Raw genomic sequence first — 16,426 nt, 5'->3', positions numbered from 1 at the left:
GGGAAAGTGAACTCCTCGGGGAAGGCGATGGCGTGAGCACACCGGTGGATGCCGAACAGGCCTGGCAAGATCTGCAACGCATCCGCGTGCCGCAGGAGCGGGTGTACGACGAGTACGAGCGCGCGGCATCCGGCAGTCGCGGCATGACCTACGGCACGGCCGCACTCATGTGGCTGTTCCTGGCCGGCGTGGGCCTGGACCTGCCTCTGTGGGGCCTCCTGCTGTCCGTCGGCGCGTATGCCGGCCTGTTGGGCGCGCTGATCGTCTGGAGCGGCCGCAGGAACCGGATGCAACTGCACCGCTCCCGCTTCACCGGCCGCACGCTGCTCGCGTTCGCCGCGGGGGGCGTGCTGGTCGGCGGGACGGTCGTACTGGCCAGCCGCCTGACGGAGCCGCTGGAGCCGATATATGCGGGCCTGATCCAGGCCACGGCAGCGGTGGCCGTGTACCTGCTCTCCCTCGGTCCGGCGAACCGTTGGGCGATCGACTCGGTGCGCGGCAGCGGCGAGCCCACCGAGGAGGCCGACCGATGAGCACCCCGGCCGGCTTCGACGAGCTGATCCATCCCTCGACCCGGCTGTCGGTGGTCGCGCTGCTCGCGGCCACCGAGTGGGCGGACTTCGCGTTCATCCGCGACAGCCTCTCGCTCAGCGACTCCGCCCTCTCCAAGCAACTCCACACCCTCCAGGAAGCCGAATACCTGGAGATCCAGAAGGAGGGCGGCGGCCGCAACCGGCGCACCAAGGTGCGGCTTACGGACCGCGGTCGCACCGCCTTCGAGGGCCATGTCGCGGCACTCCGGGCGATCGTCGACAGCGCCGGTCCCGCGACCGGGGCGGCGCGGAAGCAGCCCCGCGCGGAGGCGGGCCGATGACGACCCTCGCGCAGCCCGTGATCCAGGTACGCGATCTGACCATGGCCTACGGCGATGTCGACGTCCTGCGCGGTGTCGACCTGGAGATCCACCGCGGTGAGATCTTCGCCCTGCTCGGGCCCAACGGCGCGGGCAAGACCACCACCGTCGAGATCCTGGAGGGCTTCAGGCGGCGCTCCGGCGGCCAGGTCGACGTCCTCGGTGTGGACCCGGAGCGCGGCGACGACGCCTGGCGCGCCCGCACCGGACTCGTCCTGCAGTCCTGGCGGGACCATCGCCGCTGGCGGGTCGCCGAGTTGCTGAGGCACTTCGCGACGTACTATCCCGACCCGCGCGACCCCGCCGAACTGCTGGACGTGGTCGGCCTCACCGCCCAGGCCGACCAGCAGGTGGACCGGCTCTCCGGGGGCCAGCGCCGACGCCTGGACGTCGCGCTCGGCATCGTCGGCCGCCCCGAGCTGCTCTTCCTGGACGAGCCGACCACCGGCTTCGACCCGGAGGCACGGCACGAGTTCCATGTCCTGGTCGAGAGGCTGGCCCGCGACGAGGGCGTCACCGTCCTGCTCACCACCCATGACCTGGCCGAGGCCGAGCGGCTCGCCGATCAGATCGCCATGCTGGTCAGCGGTCGTATCCGGGCCTGCGGCGCCCCCTCGGAACTGGCCCGCCAGGCCGCCGCGCAGGCCGAGGTCCGCTGGACGGCCGCCGACGGCACACCCCGCCGCGAACGCACCGCCGACGCCTCACGGCTGGTCTGGGAACTCCACCGCGACGCCCACGGCCCGATCGCCGACCTGGAGGTCCGCCGCCCCACGCTGGAGGACACCTATCTGCACATGGTGCACCGGGAGGACGGCGACACGGACGCCGGCACGGACGAGACCGCGAACGGGGAGGCGCAGGCCGCATGAGGGAAACACACCTGACCGACGGGACGGAGAGCGTCCTCGCCCGCCGACGCCTGCGGGCCGGCCTCCAGCGCGGCGGCATCGAGCTGCGGCACCTCCTGCGCAACCCCAAGGAGATGTTCGGCCATCTGACCAACGTGGTCGTCGCGCTGGTGATCGCCGCATACGTCAGCGGCGATGTGCCCGGCACCCCAACCCCCATGGCCCATCTGGTGATCGCCGGCTTCGCCGCCTATCTGCTGTTCCAGATCGGGCTGATCAACCTCCCGCAGCTGCTCGTGACCGAGCGGGAGGAGGGCGTCCTGCTGCGCATGCGCGCCACACCCGGCGGGATCACCGCCTACCTCGTCGCCAAGTGCCTGCTGGTGGTCGCCATGGCGGCCGGCACACTCGCCCTGCTGCTGGGGGCGACAGCGCTGCTGGTCGACGGCCCGCTGCCGCGCGGACCGGGCGGCTGGCTGACGCTGCTGTGGGTCACCACGCTCGGGCTGCTCGCCGTCGTACCGCTGGGTGCGGCCATAGGCGCCGTGCTGCCCAACCCGCGCGAGGCGCTGGCGCTGATCATGCTGCCCACCATGGCCCTGCTGGTGACCTCGGGGGCGGTGTTCCCGATCACCGCGCTGCCCGTCGCCGTCCAGCAGGTGGCCGCGGTGTTCCCGCTCAAGTGGATGGCCCAGGGCCTGCGCTCGGCACTGCTGCCGGACGCCGCACGCGCCGCCGAGGTGGCGGGCTCCTGGGAGCTGCCCAAGGTCGCCCTGGTCCTGACCGCCTGGGCGGTGCTCGGCTTCCTCCTCGCCATACCCCTGCTGCGCCGCGCCGCCCGCCGCGAGTCCGGCTCGCGCATGAGCGCACGCCACCGCAAGGCGGAACAGAGCGGGGCGCTGGCCGCGTAGGCGCTCCGCTGGGAGTGCCGCGATGTCGTGCGTCGTCTGCGGCGCCGTTGTGGCTGGTCGCGCCCACGCGGCGGAGCCGCACATCGATACAGCCCGGCGCCCTTAATTGGCGCTGCCCATCGCCCGACCTGCTTGTGCGCGTGGGGGCCTGTCAGTTGGGTCCACGCGTCCTGTCCCCCCGCACCGGCCCATGTGCCCGCAGGCGTTCATGCACCGCATACGCCCTGTCCGCCCCCGCCGCCGCCCGCACCCGAGTCCCCCCGTCCACCAGCAGATCCGCCCCCGTCACCCACTCCGCGGCGTCCGACACCAGCCACACCACGGCCCGCGCCACATCCTCCGGCTCCCCGATCCGCCCCAGCGGCAGCCCCGCGGCCACCTCCTCCTCGCCCGGCTCCCACACGAACCGCGCCATGTCCGTGCGGATCAGGCCGGGGGAGACGGAGTTGACCCGCACCTTCGGGGCCAGTTCGCCCGCGAGCTGCCGGGTGAGGTGCAGGAGCGCCGCCTTGCTGGTGCCGTAGGCGCCGACGTTGGGGCCGACATGGGTGGCGCCCTCCGTGCAGACGTTGACGACAGCGCCGCCGTGCTCCCGCATCCACGCATGCCAGGCGCACCGCACGAGCCGCAGCGGTGCCTCGACGTTCATGGTGAAGGCCTTGCGCCATGACAGCGGATCGACGTCCATGAGGGGGCCGTACGGCAGATTGGTGGCCGCGTTGTTCACGATCACATCGATCCGGCCGAACTCGCTCAGGGCCAGTTCCACCGCCGACGTCAGATGATCCGGATCGGCCACGCTGCCCGCAGCCCCGACACCGCCCAGCTCGGCGGCCGTGCGCCGTACCTCGTCCGCATCCCGAGCGGTCACACAGACCCGCGCCCCGGCGGCGGCCAGTTGCCGGGCGACGGCGTGCCCGATGCCGCGCGTGGCGCCGGTGACGAGAGCAGCCCTGCCCCGAAGGTCGTACGGCGGCGTCATCGCCGTACGGTCTCATGACGGACCGTCAGTTGACAGCCCCGAGCGGCGAGTTCCTGGCCGCCACCAGCTCCAGCACCGCCCGCCAGTCCTCCAGGACCCCGGCGTCGAACTCCGCGCTGCGGCCCTCCTCGTCGGCCTGGTGCAGGCGGAGCAGATCGTCGTCGGCGCTGTCGCGGGCCCGGCAGTGGTAGCGGACTAGGCGGGAGACCCGTTCGCCGAGGAGGGGTCGCACCGCGTCCGCCGCGGAGTCGGAGTGGACGCTCACATCGCCGGGGCGCAGCAGCGGGCCGATGGCATGAACAAGCCCCGCGACCTGGAGTTCCTTGTCGGCGGGGCGGGATCGGCGCAGTAGTGCGGCCGTCTGCAGGGCGTGTTGGTGGAGATCGACTCGGGTGCTCCCGAGGCCCGGGGCGTCCCGGGTGCCCCGGCAGGCGTACAGCAGATCCATCAGCTCTTCGACACTGCGCAGCTCCATGCGTCAGTCCTCCCGCCGGACAAGCCGTTGCCGTACGGCAGCAGATCATGGCCGCCTTGCGAATCGGCCAACGGGACTTGAACTGCGCTGCGTCCTCCGGTCCCGTGCCGGGCGTCAAGGTGTCGTGTGAGCCGATCGGGTGACTCGTAAACGGCGCATTACATAGGAAAACGGGAGATGGCGGGCCGGTGAAAACCGGTCGACTCCGGATAGTTACACGTTGTTTGCAGCCCCATCGAGCGGGGGGCCGCTCATTTGGTTAATCTATAGCGGACGGGCAGCAGTACAGGGTCCCAACCCACACCCACGGTCCGTCCCGGGACAAGCCGGTGCACAACGGCCTGCTCTCACACCAGTTTCCGGCGCCACCGCGTCCGAGCCGACTTTGAGTAAGACCCGAGCGGGCGTCAGGTGCCGGACCGCAGACTGGGCCGGCCCGCCCCGAGGGTGATCCGACACAGAAGGAGTGCGCGGTGACACCTGAGAAGACGAATCGCGAGCAGCGCCCCAAGGAACGCACGGAGCGCGCGGGCCGCCGGTCCAAGGAGATCGGCAGTCTCGATGTGTGGGCCAGGTCCGCCCCCATCCGTCTGGCGGGGTACGAGGACGACCTCGCCGAGCCTCACATCCTGCCCAGCGTCGACTGACGAGGCACAGCTCTTCGCGATCGCCGAGTCGCATGGGCGTGCGACACTCACGCCCATGCTGATCAGAGAAGCCGCGGCCGACGACTGGCCGCGGATCTGGCCTTTCTGGCACCGGATCGTTGCCGCCGGCGAGACCTACGCCTGGGATCCCGACACCTCCGAGGACGCCGCCCGGGCCCTGTGGATGAACCCGGCGAAGCGGGTCTACGTCGTCGAGGACGACGCCGGAGCCATCGTCGCCTCCGCATACGTCACCCCCAACTACGGGGGACCCGCCGCCCGTATCGCCAACGCCGGTTTCATGGTCGACCCCGATCACGGCGGCCACGGCTACGGCCGCGCCCTCGCCGAGCACATCCTGGCCGCGGCCAAGGCCGACGGCTACCGGGGCATGGTCTTCAACGCCGTCGTCGAGACGAACCCGGCCGTGGGGCTGTGGACGTCCCTCGGCTTCACAGTCCTCGGGACGGTGCCGGACGCGTACGAACATCCACGGCACGGCCGGGTCGGGCTGCACATCATGTACCGAGCGCTTTAGCGGACCGCCTCCACGTCACCCTCGTTTGCCTAATCGCTTTAGGTAGATGCATACTCGCTTTCGGCAAGCGAGAGGATGGCTATGGCACGCGTAGGGCTGACCACGGAACGTCTGGTCCGGGCCGGGGCGGAGCTCGCCGACGAGATCGGCTTCGAGCAGGTGACCGCGTCGGAGCTCGCCCGGCGGTTCGACGTCAAGGTCGCGAGCCTGTACTCGCACATCAAGAACTCCCAGGACCTCAAGACCCGGATCGCCCTGCTCGCGCTGGAGGAACTGGCCGACCGGGCCGCCGACGCCATCGCCGGACGGGCTGGCAAGGACGCCCTGGTCGGCTTCGCGAACGTCTACCGGGACTACGGCCGTGAGCACCCCGGCCGGGCCGCCGCCGCGCGGATGAGGCTCGACCCCGAGACCGCCGCCGCCAGCGCCGGCGTCCGGCATGCCCAGATGACTCGGGCCATCCTGCGCGGCTACGACCTGACCGAACCGGACGCGACCCATGCCGTACGGCTGCTGGGCAGCGTCTTCCACGGGTACTCCAGCCTGGAGCTGGCGGGCGGCTTCAGCCACAGCGCCCCCGACTCCGAGGAGAGCTGGACCCGGATCCTGGACGCCCTCGACGCCCTGCTGCGCAACTGGCCGACCGCGCCCACCCCTTGATCGACAGGCAGAGGACATGGACACCGAGCACGACTGGATCAACACCCCCCTCACCGCCGACCTGTTGCGCGGCGCCCTCGACGTCGAGCACACCGAACGCGGCCTGCTGCCGCACCGGCTGCCCGCCCGGGCACGCGCCCAGAACACCGACGGACAGCTGGCCATGGCCGAGTCCCAGCCCTCCGGCGTACGACTGGCCTTCCGCACCCGCGCCACCGCCGTCGAACTGGACACACTGCCCACCAAGCGCAATTACGTCGGCGCCCCACCCCGCCCGGACGGCGTGTACGACCTGATCGTCGACGGCCGCCTCGCCGGACAGGGCAGTGTGACCGATGGCAATGTCATGGTCGTCGACATGATGGCCGGGACCGCCGAGCACCGCCCCGGCCCGCCCGGCACCGTCCGCTTCACCGGGCTCGCCGACGCCGACAAGGACGTCGAGATCTGGCTCCCGCACAACGAGACCACGGAACTGCTCGCCCTGCGCACCGACGCCCCCGTCGAGCCCGCACGCGATCGGGGCCGCAGGGTGTGGCTGCATCACGGCAGTTCGATCAGCCATGGCTCCGACGCCGCGAGCCCCACCGGCATCTGGCCCGCGCGCGCCGCCACCCTCGGCGGCGTCGAACTGATCAACCTGGGCCTCGGCGGCAGCGCCCTGCTGGACCCGTTCACCGCCCGCACCCTGCGCGACACCCCCGCCCATGTCATCAGCGTCAAGATCGGAATCAACCTGGTCAACGCGGACCTGATGCGGCTGCGCGCCTTCGGCCCCGCCGTCCACGGCTTCCTCGACACCATCCGCGAAGGGCATCCGACGACTCCGCTGCTGGTCGTCTCGCCCATCCTGTGCCCGATCCACGAGGACACGCCCGGCCCCTGCGCCCCGGACTTCAGCGGTATGAGCGAGGGCCGGCTGCGTTTCGTCGCCCTGGGCGACCCGGCGGAACGCGCGAGCGGCAAGCTGACCCTGGGCGTCATCCGGGACGAGCTGTCCCGCATCGTGAAGCAGCGGTCGGCCGGCGACCCCAACCTGCACTACCTCGACGGCCGCGACCTGTACGGCGACACCGACTTCGCCGAACTGCCCCTCCCCGACGACCTCCACCCCGACGCCGCCACCCACCACCGCATCGGCGAACGCTTCGCGCAGCTGGCGTTCACCGCGGACGGGCCCTTCGCCTAGTCCAAGGGCGCCGTCCGCCGCCACGGACGCAGTTCCTCGATCCGCTCCGCCAGCGCCAGCAGCTGGGCCTCCGAGCCAGGGCGGCCGACCAGCTGTACGGCGGTGGGGGCACCGGACGGCAGGGTGCCGCAGGGGATCGCCATCGCAGGCCAGCCGGTGAGGTTCCAGGGTGGGGTGAGCGGCGAGTAGTTGGTGTTCGCCATGACGTTGCGCAGCCAGCCCCGCTCGTGCCACGCCTCGGACTTGGGGGAGCGGCGCGCGAGCGCCGGGGTGAGCAGCACGTCGTGCTCGGCGAAGAACGGCTCCATGCGGCGCCGCAGCTGCTCCCGGCTCTCACCGACCCGCACCCGGTTGACGAAGCGCCTGCCGACCGTGGCATGGACCCGGGTCCGGCGGGTCAGTTGCCGCGGATCGAGGGCCTGGGCGTCCACGGCCGTGCCCGCGGTCCAGTGGGTGAGCGAGGTGACCGCGAGCGACATCGGATACGGCGGATCGGCACGCCGTACCTGGTGACCGGCCTTCATCAGCAGCGCGGCGGCCTCGCGGGCGGCGGCCGTGTACGGCCCGCTGACGGCGACCCCGGCCAGCGGGCTGCGCAGGGACACGGCGATCCGGTGCGTGCCCGGGTCCTCGGGCCATACGACTTCCGTGTCGGCGAGCACCGACAGCATCAGGCGGGCGTCCTCGACCGTCGTGGCCAACGGACCGTTCTCCGACATGCCGAACCAGTCGCCGTCGCCTATCCCGGCCGGGACTACGCCGGTGCCGGGCTTGATGGTGACCAGGCCGCAGTTGGCCGCCGGTATGCGCAGCGAGCCCATGCCGTCGTTGCCGAGGGCGATGGGCACCATGCCCGCGGCGACGGCGGCCGCGCTGCCGCCGGACGAACCGCCCGCCGTGCGCGAGGTGTCCCACGGATTGCGGGCGGTGCCGTGCACGCCCTCGGTGGTGCCGAAGACACACAGCTCCGGCACGTTCGTCAGCCCCACGACCACCGCACCGGCCGCCCGCAGCCGGGCCACGGTGATGTGATCGTGGTCGGCCGGCGTGTCCGGAGTCGCCGCGGAGCCGACGCGGTTGGACTCGCCGCGCACCGCGAGGTTGTCCTTGACGGCCACCGGCACGCCCGCCAGGGGCAGTTCGGCGAGGTCGCCCCGCGAGCCCACCTCGTCGGCCTCCGCGAGCGCGGCCTCGCCCCGCACCACCCGGAACGCGCCGACCCGGCCGTCGAGCCGCTCGATCCGGGCCAGATGCTCGGCCACCACCTCACGGGGCGTGGCCCGCTTCTCCCGTACGGCGGCGGCGATCTCGGCGGCGGTCCGGCCGACCCAGCTGGTCACGGGCGCTCCTCAGGATTACTCGCGAGTATGTACGAGCACTCTGCCGGGCGAGGGCCCCGGCGTCGAGAGGGTTGCGGGCTTGGATATTCGCGGGGCTCTTCTTGGACTTTTCGCGCCGCCCGCCGTTCGCAAGGCCCCGCTGACCTGCGCATCATCCGACCAATGAGCCAACTCGGCCCCCATCGGCTCCCATTGACAGCCCCAGGGGCCCGCTCAATGATCAGACATCCGATGAATGGGGGTGCCCCTATGAGGAGACGCTGGAGAACGGTCGGAGTCCTCGCGGCGCTGACGCTCTTGCTCACGGCACCGCTGCCGGCGGTCGCACAGGAGAAGACGGACCCACCGCTCACGGTGCCCGCCCTGTCCGACTGGACACCGGCATCCGGCACCTACCGCTACGACCGCTCCACCCGCCTCGTGGCCGACGGCGCCGAGGAGCGGCGGGTCGCCGACACCCTCGCCGACGACCTCCGCGACGCCGGACACGGCACACCTCCCGTGGTGCGCGGCGGCTCCCGGCCCGGCGACATCGTCATCGACGTCCAGCCGTCCCGGACCACCCTCGGCGCGGAGGGCTACGAACTCCGCGCCGGCACCCGGCTGTCGGTGACCGCGGCCACCGAGACCGGCGCCTTCTACGGCACCCGCACTCTCCTCCAGCTCCTCGCCCAGGGCGACCGCGTCCCCGCCGGACGCACGGTCGACGTACCGCGCTACAAGGAACGCGGCGTCGGCGTCTGCGCCTGCTACATCCACGTCTCGATGCCCTGGCTGGAGAACCTGGTCCGCGAGATGGCGTACAACAAGCTCAACCAGCTGCTCCTCGAACTGAAGGTGAAGAGCGACGCCCACCCCGAGGCCAACACCTGGGGCTACTACACCAAGGACGAGATCCGCGGCCTGGTCGCCCTCGGCAAGCGGTACCACGTCGAGATCATCCCGGAGATCAACTCCCCGGGCCATATGGACCCGTGGATCGAGAACCGCCCGGACCTCCAACTGACCGACTCGGACGGCAACAAGCAGCCGTCCCGGCTCGACATCACCAGGCCGGAAGCCTTCGCGTACTACACCGGCCTGATCGACGAGTACGCGGACGTCTTCACCTCGACGTCCTGGCACATGGGAGCCGACGAGTACATGCTCGGCTCCGACTTCGCCAAGTACCCGCAGATCCTCAAGTACGCCCAGGGCCGATTCGGCCCCGACGCCACACCCCAGGACGCGTTCATCGACTTCGTCAACCGCGTCCACACCTACGCGGTCGGCAAGGGCAAGCGGCTGCGCATCTGGAACGACGGGCTCACCGGCGCCAACACCGTCCCGGTGACCTCGGGAACGACCGTCGAGCACTGGCTGAACGTGGCGACCAAGCCGAGTCAACTCCGCGCCCAGGGCTATCCGTTGATGAACGCCGCCTACGCCCTCTACCTCGTCCGCGGCGGCTTCCACAGCGACACCAAGGGGCTGTACGAGCAGAGCTGGGACCCGCGCAGCTTCGAGGGCGAGAAACTGGCCACCGCCGAGGGCATCACCGGCGCGAAGATCAGCCTCTGGCCCGACAACGGCCGGGGCGAGACCGAGAACGAGGTCGCCGCCTCCCTGTGGCCCGCGCTACGGCACCTCGCCCAGGCCACCTGGGGTGATCCGCACCCCGACGCCACGTACGCCGACTTCACCGCGCGCGGTACGGCGGTCGGGCACGCGCCGGGGTGGCGGGACCTGACCCGGGTGCCGGTGGCGGACGGCTCGTACACCTTCTCCAGCGGTAGCCGGTCCTTCGACGCCGGGGTGACGCGCACCGCCGACGGCTACGCCACCGTCCGGACGGCGGACGGCTGTCTGGAGATCCGGGGAGGGAAGCTCACGCTCAATGTGCCGCTCCAACCCGGGGTGGAGGCGACACCGCAGACCTGCGACAGCAAGAACACCCTCCAGCGCTGGCAGTTGGAGCCCGCGTCCGGTGGCTACCGCCTCGTCAACGCCATCACCCGTATGCCGCTGGGCGTCACGGACGGCGGGCGGCTCGCGCAGTACCCGCCGGACCAGCGCACCCCCGCCGTATGGCACCTGAGCAGCCGACCCTAGCCAACCCTAGGAGCCTTCCCATGGCCGTTTCCCGACGCGTGTTCGTCGCGACAGCCGCCGTCCTCGCCGTGACCGGTGTCAGCAGACCGGCCATCGCCGGTACCGCGGAGGACCCGGGGTACCGCATCCCCGTCAGCCCCGACGACACCGAGGCCGACCTGGTCCGCAAGGCCTCCCAGGTCCGTCCCACCGCACGGCAGATCGCCTGGCAGAGCCTGGAGCGCACCGCCTTCCTGCACTTCGGCGTCAACACCTTCACCGGCCTGGAGTGGGGCACCGGCGACGAGGACCCCGATGTGTTCCAGCCGGCCGGCCTCGACACCGACCAGTGGGCCCGCGCCCTGCGCGACGGCGGCTTCAAGCTCGCCATCCTCACCGTCAAGCACCACGACGGCTTCGTGCTCCACCAGACCCGCTACACCGCCCACTCGGTGGCGTCGAGCAGTTGGCAGGGCGGCCAGGGCGACGTCCTGCGTTCCTTCGCCGACTCCATGCGCCGGCACGGCATCAAGGTCGGCGTCTACATCTCGCCCGCCGACGAGAACCAGTACCTCCACGGCGTGTACGCCAACGGCAGCGCCCGCACCGACCGCACCATCCCCACCCTCGTCGAGGGTGACGACCGCACACCGCCCCGCTCGTACACCCTCCCGGCCACCGACTACGGCGCCCATATGCTCAACCAGCTGTACGAGGTCCTCACCGAGTACGGCCCGATCGACGAGGTGTGGTTCGACGGGGCGCAGGGGCGTATCCCGCCGGACAAGGTGGAGAAGTACGACTGGGACAGCTGGTACACGCTGGTCCGGTCGCTCGCGCCCGACGCGGTGATCGCCGTGTCCGGACCCGATGTGCGCTGGGTCGGCAACGAGGGCGGGCTGGCGCGGGAGGACGAGTGGAGCGTCGTACCGGTCCAGGAGAAGGACTACGGCCGGACGGACTATGCCCTCGCCTATGACGCGCCCGACATGGGCAGCCGCGCCGCCCTGGTGAAGGCCCGGCCGGTGGCCGACTTCCTCCAGTGGTGGCCGGCCGAGTGCGATGTGTCGATCCGGGACGGCTGGTTCTATCACGCGGATCAACAGCCCAAGAGCGTCGAGCAGTTGACGGACATCTACTTCCGGTCCGTGGGCCGCAACTCGGTGCTGCTGCTCAACATCCCGCCGGACACGGACGGTCTGCTGCCGGCGGCCGACGTGGTGCGGCTCAGGGAGTTCCGCGAGCGGGTGGACCGCGAGCTGCCCGAGGACCTGGCGCGCGACGGGCGTACGACCGCCTCGCCGGGCCGGGTCACCGTCGATCTCGGCCGGGAGCGGGAGGTGGACCGGATCCGGCTTGCGGAGGACATCCGGCACGGGCAGCAGGTGGAGAGCTTCGTGGTGGAGGCGCAGCGCGACGGTGCGTGGACGGAGATGACCCGGGCCGGGGTGATCGGTGCGAGCAGGATTCTGCTGCTGGCGGCGCCGGTGCGGGCGCGGCGGTGGCGGGTGAGGGTGACCGGTTCGCGGGCGGTGGCGCGGGTGGTGGAGTTTGGGCTGTACCGGTCACAGGTCTGAAATTCGGTTGACCTGGGCGGGGCCGGGCGGGCTGGATGGGGCACATGGCCGACATTCAGGGCTCGTACGACAACCTCTTCCTCGCGGTTCCGAACGCGCTGGCAGCCATGCTGGACGCCGGTGACGCGGGCGGCTCCGTCGCCGTCTTCGTGGACGGCGAGCCGGTCGTGGACGTCTGGGGCGGGTACGCGGACGCCGCCCGCACCGTCCCCTGGGAGCGCGACACCATCGTCAACGTCTGGTCCGTGACCAAGACGATGACGGCACTGTGCGCCCTGGTCCTGATCGACCGCGGCGAACTCGACCCGGACGCACCGGTCGCCCGCTACTGGCCGGAGTTCGCGGCGGCGGGCAAGGACAAGGTGCTGGTACGGCATCTGCTCTCGCACACCGCGGGACTGCCCGACTGGGACGGGTCGGTCGAGGACCTCTACGACTGGCCCGCCGCCACCGCCCGGCTCGCGGCGCGGGCACCCCGGTGGGAGCCCGGCACCGCGGCCGGATACCACTCGCTCACCCAGGGTTTCCTGGTCGGCGAGGTCGTGCGCCGGGTCACCGGCCGCAGCGTGGGGGAGTTCCTCGCCGAGGAGGTGACCGGGCCGCTGGGCGCCGACTTCCACATCGGCCTGCCTGCCGAGCACGACCACCGGGTCGCCCCGGCGATTCCCCCGGCGGGGCGGGACGAGGACTACGCGTCGAGCGCACCCGGCAACCCGGCGGGCTCGGAGGCGGGGAACGGCATGCGGGTCCGCGACGGCAACAGCCCGGCCTGGCGCCGCGCGCAGATCCCCGCGGCGAGCGGCTACGGCAACGCCCGCTCGGTCGCGCTGGTGCAGTCGGTCCTGGCCTGCGGGGGAGAGGTGAACGGCGTACGGCTGCTGTCCCGGGCCGGCTGCGACCGCGCCCGCGAGGAGCAGTTCGACGGCGATGACCGGGTGCTGGGGATGCCGACGCGGTGGGGGCTCGGGTACGGCCTGTTCGGCAGCGCGTGCGGCTGGGGCGGCTGGGGCGGATCGCTGGTGATGATCGAGCCCGACAGACGGCTGGTGGTGGCGTATGTGACCCACCAGATGCGTGAGCCCGCCGAGGACACCCGGGGGATGGAGATCGTCACCGCCGCCTACGAAGGGCTTCAAGGACTGCCGTCGTGACGTCCCTCGAACTCGACGACCTTGATCATCTCCGGGAGATCGAACGCCTCGCGGCCCGGGTCCGCGAGGCGGCGTCCGACGAAGGCTGGCTCTGCTATCTGGAGGACCCCGAGGACGCGACCCCGCTCCAGCGCAGTGTGAACGCGCTGGCCCGAGTGCTGCGGCACTACCACTTCGAGGGCGACGGCTGCCTGGAGGACGACGACCGGCCCACGGTCCGCCTCGTCGGGGCCTGTGTGCTGCGACCCGCGGTCATGCCGGCCGGCGTCGAGGAGACGTACGCCGAGGTGTGCGCGCGGATCGGCGTGGAGCCCAGGCCCGAGGGCTGGGCCCTGTGGCACACCTGGAGCGACGGAGACCTGAAGGTGACGATGGTGGTGACCGCCGTCGAGACCACCGAGGGACTGTTCCAGAACTGGTCGTGCGGCAGGGCCGTCGATCCGCTGACCCCACTGCCCTCCCAGATCGCCCTCGTCCGCCACGGCTGGATCGGACCGATCACCTTCTCGCCCCGCGGCGTCAGCCGGACGGGCCTCGGCGGGCAGCCCCTGTCCTAGGCCGACGCAGAGGTCACGCTCCCCGCGCCACCCCCGTACTGCCCCGCTCCACCAACCGCGGCACCGGCACCCGCACCGCCCGCGCAGACCCCCCGTCCAGCAGGGCGGTCAGCTCCCGCGCCGCCGTCCGCCCGAACTCCACACTGTCCCGGGACAGCGCCGACAGCCACGGCTTGACCATGCGGCACAGCGCCGAGTCCTCCCAGGAGACCACCGAGACGTCCGCCGGTACGGCGAAGCCGAGTTCGGTCGCGGCGGCGGCTCCGGCCACCGCCATCACGTCGTTGTCGTAGATCAGCGCGGTCGGCGGAGCGACGCCCTCCAGGACCCGGCGGGTGACCGCCGCGCCCTCGGCGTCGGAGTAGTCGGTGGTCACCGACTTCACCTCGGACAGGCCCCGGCGGCCCGCCTCGGCGCGCAGTGTGCGGATACGGCGCTCGGTGTGGGCCAGCCCCGGCAGGCCCGCGATATGCACGATCCGACGGTGGCCGAGGGCGTACAGGCCGTCCACGACCGACGCCATCGCGCCCGCGTCGTCCGCCCAGACGGTGGACAGACCGGGGTGCCGGTCATCCGGTGCGCCGCCGATCACCACGGCGGGCAGGCCCAGTTCGTCCAGGAGGTCCGGGCGCGGATCATCGGTGCGGGGGTCCACGACCAGGACACCGTCCACGCGGTGCTCGGCCCACCAGCGGCGGTACACCGCGCATTCGTCGGCGACGTCCTCCACCACCTGGAACAGCAGCCCGAGATGGCGCTCCGCCAGCACCTCCTGGATGCCGGAGACGAGCTGGAGGAAGAAGGAGTCCACCCCGAGGGTGTCCGCGGGCCGGGCCAGCACGAAGCCGACCGTCGCCGCGCCCTCCCCGGACAGCGCCCGCGCCGCCGTACTGGGCCGCCAGCCTAGCTCCTCGGCGACCTGCCGCACCCGGTCCCGGGTCTCCTCGGAGACACCCGGACGGCCGTTCAACGCGAAGGAGACCGCGCTCTGGGAGACCCCGGCGTGCCGCGCGATGTCCTTCATCGTCGGCCGCCGGGCCGGTGACCGCCTGCCCGACATCGAGATCCCCCATTCCATCGGCACATTCCCCGAGCAGTATGCACTAATGCGGTTCAGCTCGAAGAGGGCCCCGTGAACCTAATGCGCATTAGTCACTAAAGAAATTAGCTGCGCGAGAGCCATTGACGGGCCCGTGGAGCGGCGTGCAGGGTCTGCCACGTCGACCAACCAGCCCGACTCAACCCGCCAGTAAGGGAGGCCGGTTCACGGTGCCCATATCCCGTAGAGCCCTCGCTGCCGCATTCGCCGTCTGTGTCGCGCTGCCCCTCAGCGCCTGCGGTTCGGGAGGCGACGGCGGCGGCACCGCCGACGCCTCCGGCAAGGTCGAGGGCGACATCACCTTCCAGACCTGGAACCTGCGCGCCAATTTCAAGGACTACTTCGAGGGCGTGATCGCCGACTTCGAGAAGAAGTACCCCGGCACCAAGGTCAAGTGGGTCGACCAGCCCGCCGAGGGCTACGCCGACAAGATCAGCGCCGACGCCGCCGGCGGCACTCTCCCCGACGTCGTCAATGTGTCACCGGACCTTGTCGCTCCACTCGCCAAGGCGGGCCTCGCGCTCGACCTCGACAAGGCCGCCGGGAAGTACAAGAAGGAATACCTGGACGGCGCCTGGGCCAGCCACCAGGTGCCCGGCACACAGGGCACGTACGCCTTCCCCTGGTACCTCAACACCGGCCCGCTCTTCTACAACAAGGCCCTCTTCAAGGAGGCGGGTCTCGACGCGGACCAGCCGCCGAAGACGTACGACGAAGTCTTCGACGCCGCCCTGAAGATGGCGAAGGAAACGGACGGCAAGGTCGCCACCCTCGCCAACGTCCCCACCATCGAGGACTTCGGCCGCTACGGCGTCGAGCTCATGAACAAGCAGGGCAACGGCTTCAGCTTCAATGACGCCAAGGGAGTCGAACTCCTCACCAAATACAAGGAGTTGTACGACGCCAAAGCCCTCGACCCGCAGGCGCTGACCGCCACCCCCGAGTCGTCCGGCAAGAAGTTCCTCACCGGCGCCGTCGCCATGAACCCCGGCAGTGCGCTCGACCTCGGCAACTTCAAGAAGCAGGTGCCGAACCTGTACAAGAACATCGGCATCACCGACCAGATCACCAGCACCGGGCACGTCAACATGTACGTCATGGGCGTGATGGTCAACGCGCAGACCAAGCGCACGCCGGCCGCGGTCGCCTTCGCGCACTACGTCACCGACGCCGAGCACCAGATGTCGTTCGCCAAGCAGGTCGCCATCTTCCCCAGCACCGCAGGATCCCTCGACGACCCGTACTTCACCAAGGAGGACGGCACCGACGAGACGCGGGTGCGGGTCGCCGCCGCCAAGTCGCTGAAGAACGCCGTCAACTACACGCCCGTGCTGTTCAGCGAGCAGATGAAGACCGAGCTGCGCAACGAGGTCGCCAAGGCGTTGCAGGGCAAGGAGAGCCCGAAGGAAGCTCTGGACAACGCTGTCAAGGCCTGCGACACGCTGCTCCAGCAGCAGGGCTAGTAC

Annotated in this window: 17 protein-coding genes; 13 read left to right on the top strand and 4 right to left on the bottom strand. The window is 71.1% G+C overall.

Annotation, left to right across the window (positions count from 1 at the left end):
- The first annotated feature begins 32 nt into the window (after positions 1–32).
- From IE325_RS30475 to IE325_RS30460, 4 genes are read left to right on the top strand one after another with little or no spacing between them, the layout of a single operon-like run.
- Positions 33–533 carry a hypothetical protein gene (locus IE325_RS30475; RefSeq protein WP_190073312.1) on the top strand — a complete coding sequence of 167 codons (501 nt, stop codon included), beginning with the start codon at positions 33–35 and terminating at the stop codon, positions 531–533.
- A complete protein-coding gene (locus IE325_RS30470; protein ID WP_190073311.1) occupies positions 530–874 on the top strand; it encodes a transcriptional regulator in 345 nt (114 codons plus the stop codon). The genes IE325_RS30475 and IE325_RS30470 overlap by 4 nt, the downstream gene beginning before the upstream one ends.
- Positions 871–1,785, top strand: a complete 915-nt coding sequence (locus tag IE325_RS30465) for an ABC transporter ATP-binding protein (RefSeq protein ID WP_229912121.1) — start codon at positions 871–873, stop codon at positions 1,783–1,785. The genes IE325_RS30470 and IE325_RS30465 overlap by 4 nt, the downstream gene beginning before the upstream one ends.
- Positions 1,782–2,675 carry an ABC transporter permease gene (locus IE325_RS30460; RefSeq protein WP_190073310.1) on the top strand — a complete coding sequence of 298 codons (894 nt, stop codon included), beginning with the start codon at positions 1,782–1,784 and terminating at the stop codon, positions 2,673–2,675. The genes IE325_RS30465 and IE325_RS30460 overlap by 4 nt, the downstream gene beginning before the upstream one ends.
- Before the next feature lie 151 nt (positions 2,676–2,826).
- Here IE325_RS30460 and IE325_RS30455 read toward each other — a convergent pair whose 3' ends face one another.
- A complete protein-coding gene (locus IE325_RS30455; protein ID WP_190073309.1) occupies positions 2,827–3,657 on the bottom strand; it encodes an SDR family oxidoreductase in 831 nt (276 codons plus the stop codon).
- Positions 3,658–3,682: 25 nt separating this feature from the next.
- Entirely contained in the window at positions 3,683–4,132 is a 450-nt protein-coding gene (locus tag IE325_RS30450) for a hypothetical protein (protein WP_190073308.1), read from the bottom strand.
- Between the two features lie 473 nt (positions 4,133–4,605).
- Here IE325_RS30450 and IE325_RS30445 point away from each other — a divergent pair, with 473 nt between their 5' ends.
- From IE325_RS30445 to IE325_RS30430, 4 genes are all read left to right on the top strand, one after another.
- Positions 4,606–4,779: a hypothetical protein gene (locus IE325_RS30445; RefSeq protein WP_107086874.1), complete on the top strand. Its 174-nt coding sequence runs from the start codon at positions 4,606–4,608 to the stop codon at positions 4,777–4,779.
- A 55-nt stretch (positions 4,780–4,834) separates the two neighbouring features.
- A complete protein-coding gene (locus IE325_RS30440) occupies positions 4,835–5,317 on the top strand; it encodes a GNAT family N-acetyltransferase (protein WP_190073307.1) in 483 nt (160 codons plus the stop codon).
- An 81-nt stretch (positions 5,318–5,398) separates the two neighbouring features.
- On the top strand, positions 5,399–5,977 hold the full coding sequence (locus IE325_RS30435; protein WP_190073306.1) for a TetR/AcrR family transcriptional regulator: 579 nt from the start codon (positions 5,399–5,401) through the stop codon (positions 5,975–5,977).
- 16 nt (positions 5,978–5,993) lie between these two features.
- Positions 5,994–7,166, top strand: coding sequence for a GDSL-type esterase/lipase family protein (locus IE325_RS30430; RefSeq protein ID WP_190073305.1), 1,173 nt, complete (start codon positions 5,994–5,996; stop codon positions 7,164–7,166).
- On the opposite strand, the gene IE325_RS30425 is transcribed toward IE325_RS30430, so the two are convergent.
- Positions 7,163–8,506, bottom strand: coding sequence for an amidase (locus tag IE325_RS30425; RefSeq protein ID WP_190073304.1), 1,344 nt, complete (start codon positions 8,504–8,506; stop codon positions 7,163–7,165). The genes IE325_RS30430 and IE325_RS30425 overlap by 4 nt on opposite strands.
- Before the next feature lie 249 nt (positions 8,507–8,755).
- On the opposite strand from IE325_RS30425, the gene IE325_RS30420 reads away from it, so the two are divergent.
- The 4 genes from IE325_RS30420 to IE325_RS30405 are packed head-to-tail and all read left to right on the top strand — an operon-like array spanning position 8,756 to position 13,861.
- Positions 8,756–10,597: a glycoside hydrolase family 20 protein gene (locus IE325_RS30420; protein WP_229912120.1), complete on the top strand. Its 1,842-nt coding sequence runs from the start codon at positions 8,756–8,758 to the stop codon at positions 10,595–10,597.
- 20 nt (positions 10,598–10,617) lie between these two features.
- Positions 10,618–12,153 carry an alpha-L-fucosidase gene (locus IE325_RS30415; RefSeq protein WP_190073303.1) on the top strand — a complete coding sequence of 512 codons (1,536 nt, stop codon included), beginning with the start codon at positions 10,618–10,620 and terminating at the stop codon, positions 12,151–12,153.
- 44 nt (positions 12,154–12,197) lie between these two features.
- Positions 12,198–13,304, top strand: coding sequence for a serine hydrolase domain-containing protein (locus IE325_RS30410; protein WP_190073302.1), 1,107 nt, complete (start codon positions 12,198–12,200; stop codon positions 13,302–13,304).
- A complete protein-coding gene (locus tag IE325_RS30405; RefSeq protein ID WP_190073301.1) occupies positions 13,301–13,861 on the top strand; it encodes a hypothetical protein in 561 nt (186 codons plus the stop codon). Before IE325_RS30410 ends, IE325_RS30405 begins: the two co-directional genes overlap by 4 nt.
- A gap of 13 nt (positions 13,862–13,874) precedes the next feature.
- Here IE325_RS30405 and IE325_RS30400 read toward each other — a convergent pair whose 3' ends face one another.
- A complete protein-coding gene (locus tag IE325_RS30400) occupies positions 13,875–14,921 on the bottom strand; it encodes a LacI family DNA-binding transcriptional regulator (protein WP_190073300.1) in 1,047 nt (348 codons plus the stop codon).
- 209 nt (positions 14,922–15,130) lie between these two features.
- Between IE325_RS30400 and IE325_RS30395 the strand changes: the two genes are divergently transcribed.
- A complete protein-coding gene (locus tag IE325_RS30395; RefSeq protein ID WP_190073299.1) occupies positions 15,131–16,423 on the top strand; it encodes an ABC transporter substrate-binding protein in 1,293 nt (430 codons plus the stop codon).
- The last annotated feature ends 3 nt before the right edge of the window (positions 16,424–16,426 follow it).

Source organism: Streptomyces lanatus (assembly GCF_014655715.1).
GTDB lineage: Bacteria > Actinomycetota > Actinomycetes > Streptomycetales > Streptomycetaceae > Streptomyces > Streptomyces lanatus.
This window is presented reverse-complemented; position numbering and strand designations above follow the sequence as displayed.

What these genes read in the sequence shown, in the direction of transcription:
- IE325_RS30435 (WP_190073306.1), top strand. Translation starts at nt 5,399, where the DNA reads ATGGCACGCGTAGGGCTGACCACGGAACGTCTGGTCCGGGCCGGGGCG.
- IE325_RS30470 (WP_190073311.1), top strand. Translation starts at nt 530, where the DNA reads ATGAGCACCCCGGCCGGCTTCGACGAGCTGATCCATCCCTCGACCCGG.
- IE325_RS30455 (WP_190073309.1), bottom strand. Translation starts at nt 3,657, where the DNA reads ATGACGCCGCCGTACGACCTTCGGGGCAGGGCTGCTCTCGTCACCGGC.
- IE325_RS30415 (WP_190073303.1), top strand. Translation starts at nt 10,618, where the DNA reads ATGGCCGTTTCCCGACGCGTGTTCGTCGCGACAGCCGCCGTCCTCGCC.
- IE325_RS30410 (WP_190073302.1), top strand. Translation starts at nt 12,198, where the DNA reads ATGGCCGACATTCAGGGCTCGTACGACAACCTCTTCCTCGCGGTTCCG.
- IE325_RS30450 (WP_190073308.1), bottom strand. Translation starts at nt 4,132, where the DNA reads ATGGAGCTGCGCAGTGTCGAAGAGCTGATGGATCTGCTGTACGCCTGC.
- IE325_RS30460 (WP_190073310.1), top strand. Translation starts at nt 1,782, where the DNA reads ATGAGGGAAACACACCTGACCGACGGGACGGAGAGCGTCCTCGCCCGC.
- IE325_RS30420 (WP_229912120.1), top strand. Translation starts at nt 8,756, where the DNA reads ATGAGGAGACGCTGGAGAACGGTCGGAGTCCTCGCGGCGCTGACGCTC.
- IE325_RS30440 (WP_190073307.1), top strand. Translation starts at nt 4,835, where the DNA reads ATGCTGATCAGAGAAGCCGCGGCCGACGACTGGCCGCGGATCTGGCCT.
- IE325_RS30400 (WP_190073300.1), bottom strand. Translation starts at nt 14,921, where the DNA reads ATGTCGGGCAGGCGGTCACCGGCCCGGCGGCCGACGATGAAGGACATC.
- IE325_RS30430 (WP_190073305.1), top strand. Translation starts at nt 5,994, where the DNA reads ATGGACACCGAGCACGACTGGATCAACACCCCCCTCACCGCCGACCTG.
- IE325_RS30465 (WP_229912121.1), top strand. Translation starts at nt 871, where the DNA reads ATGACGACCCTCGCGCAGCCCGTGATCCAGGTACGCGATCTGACCATG.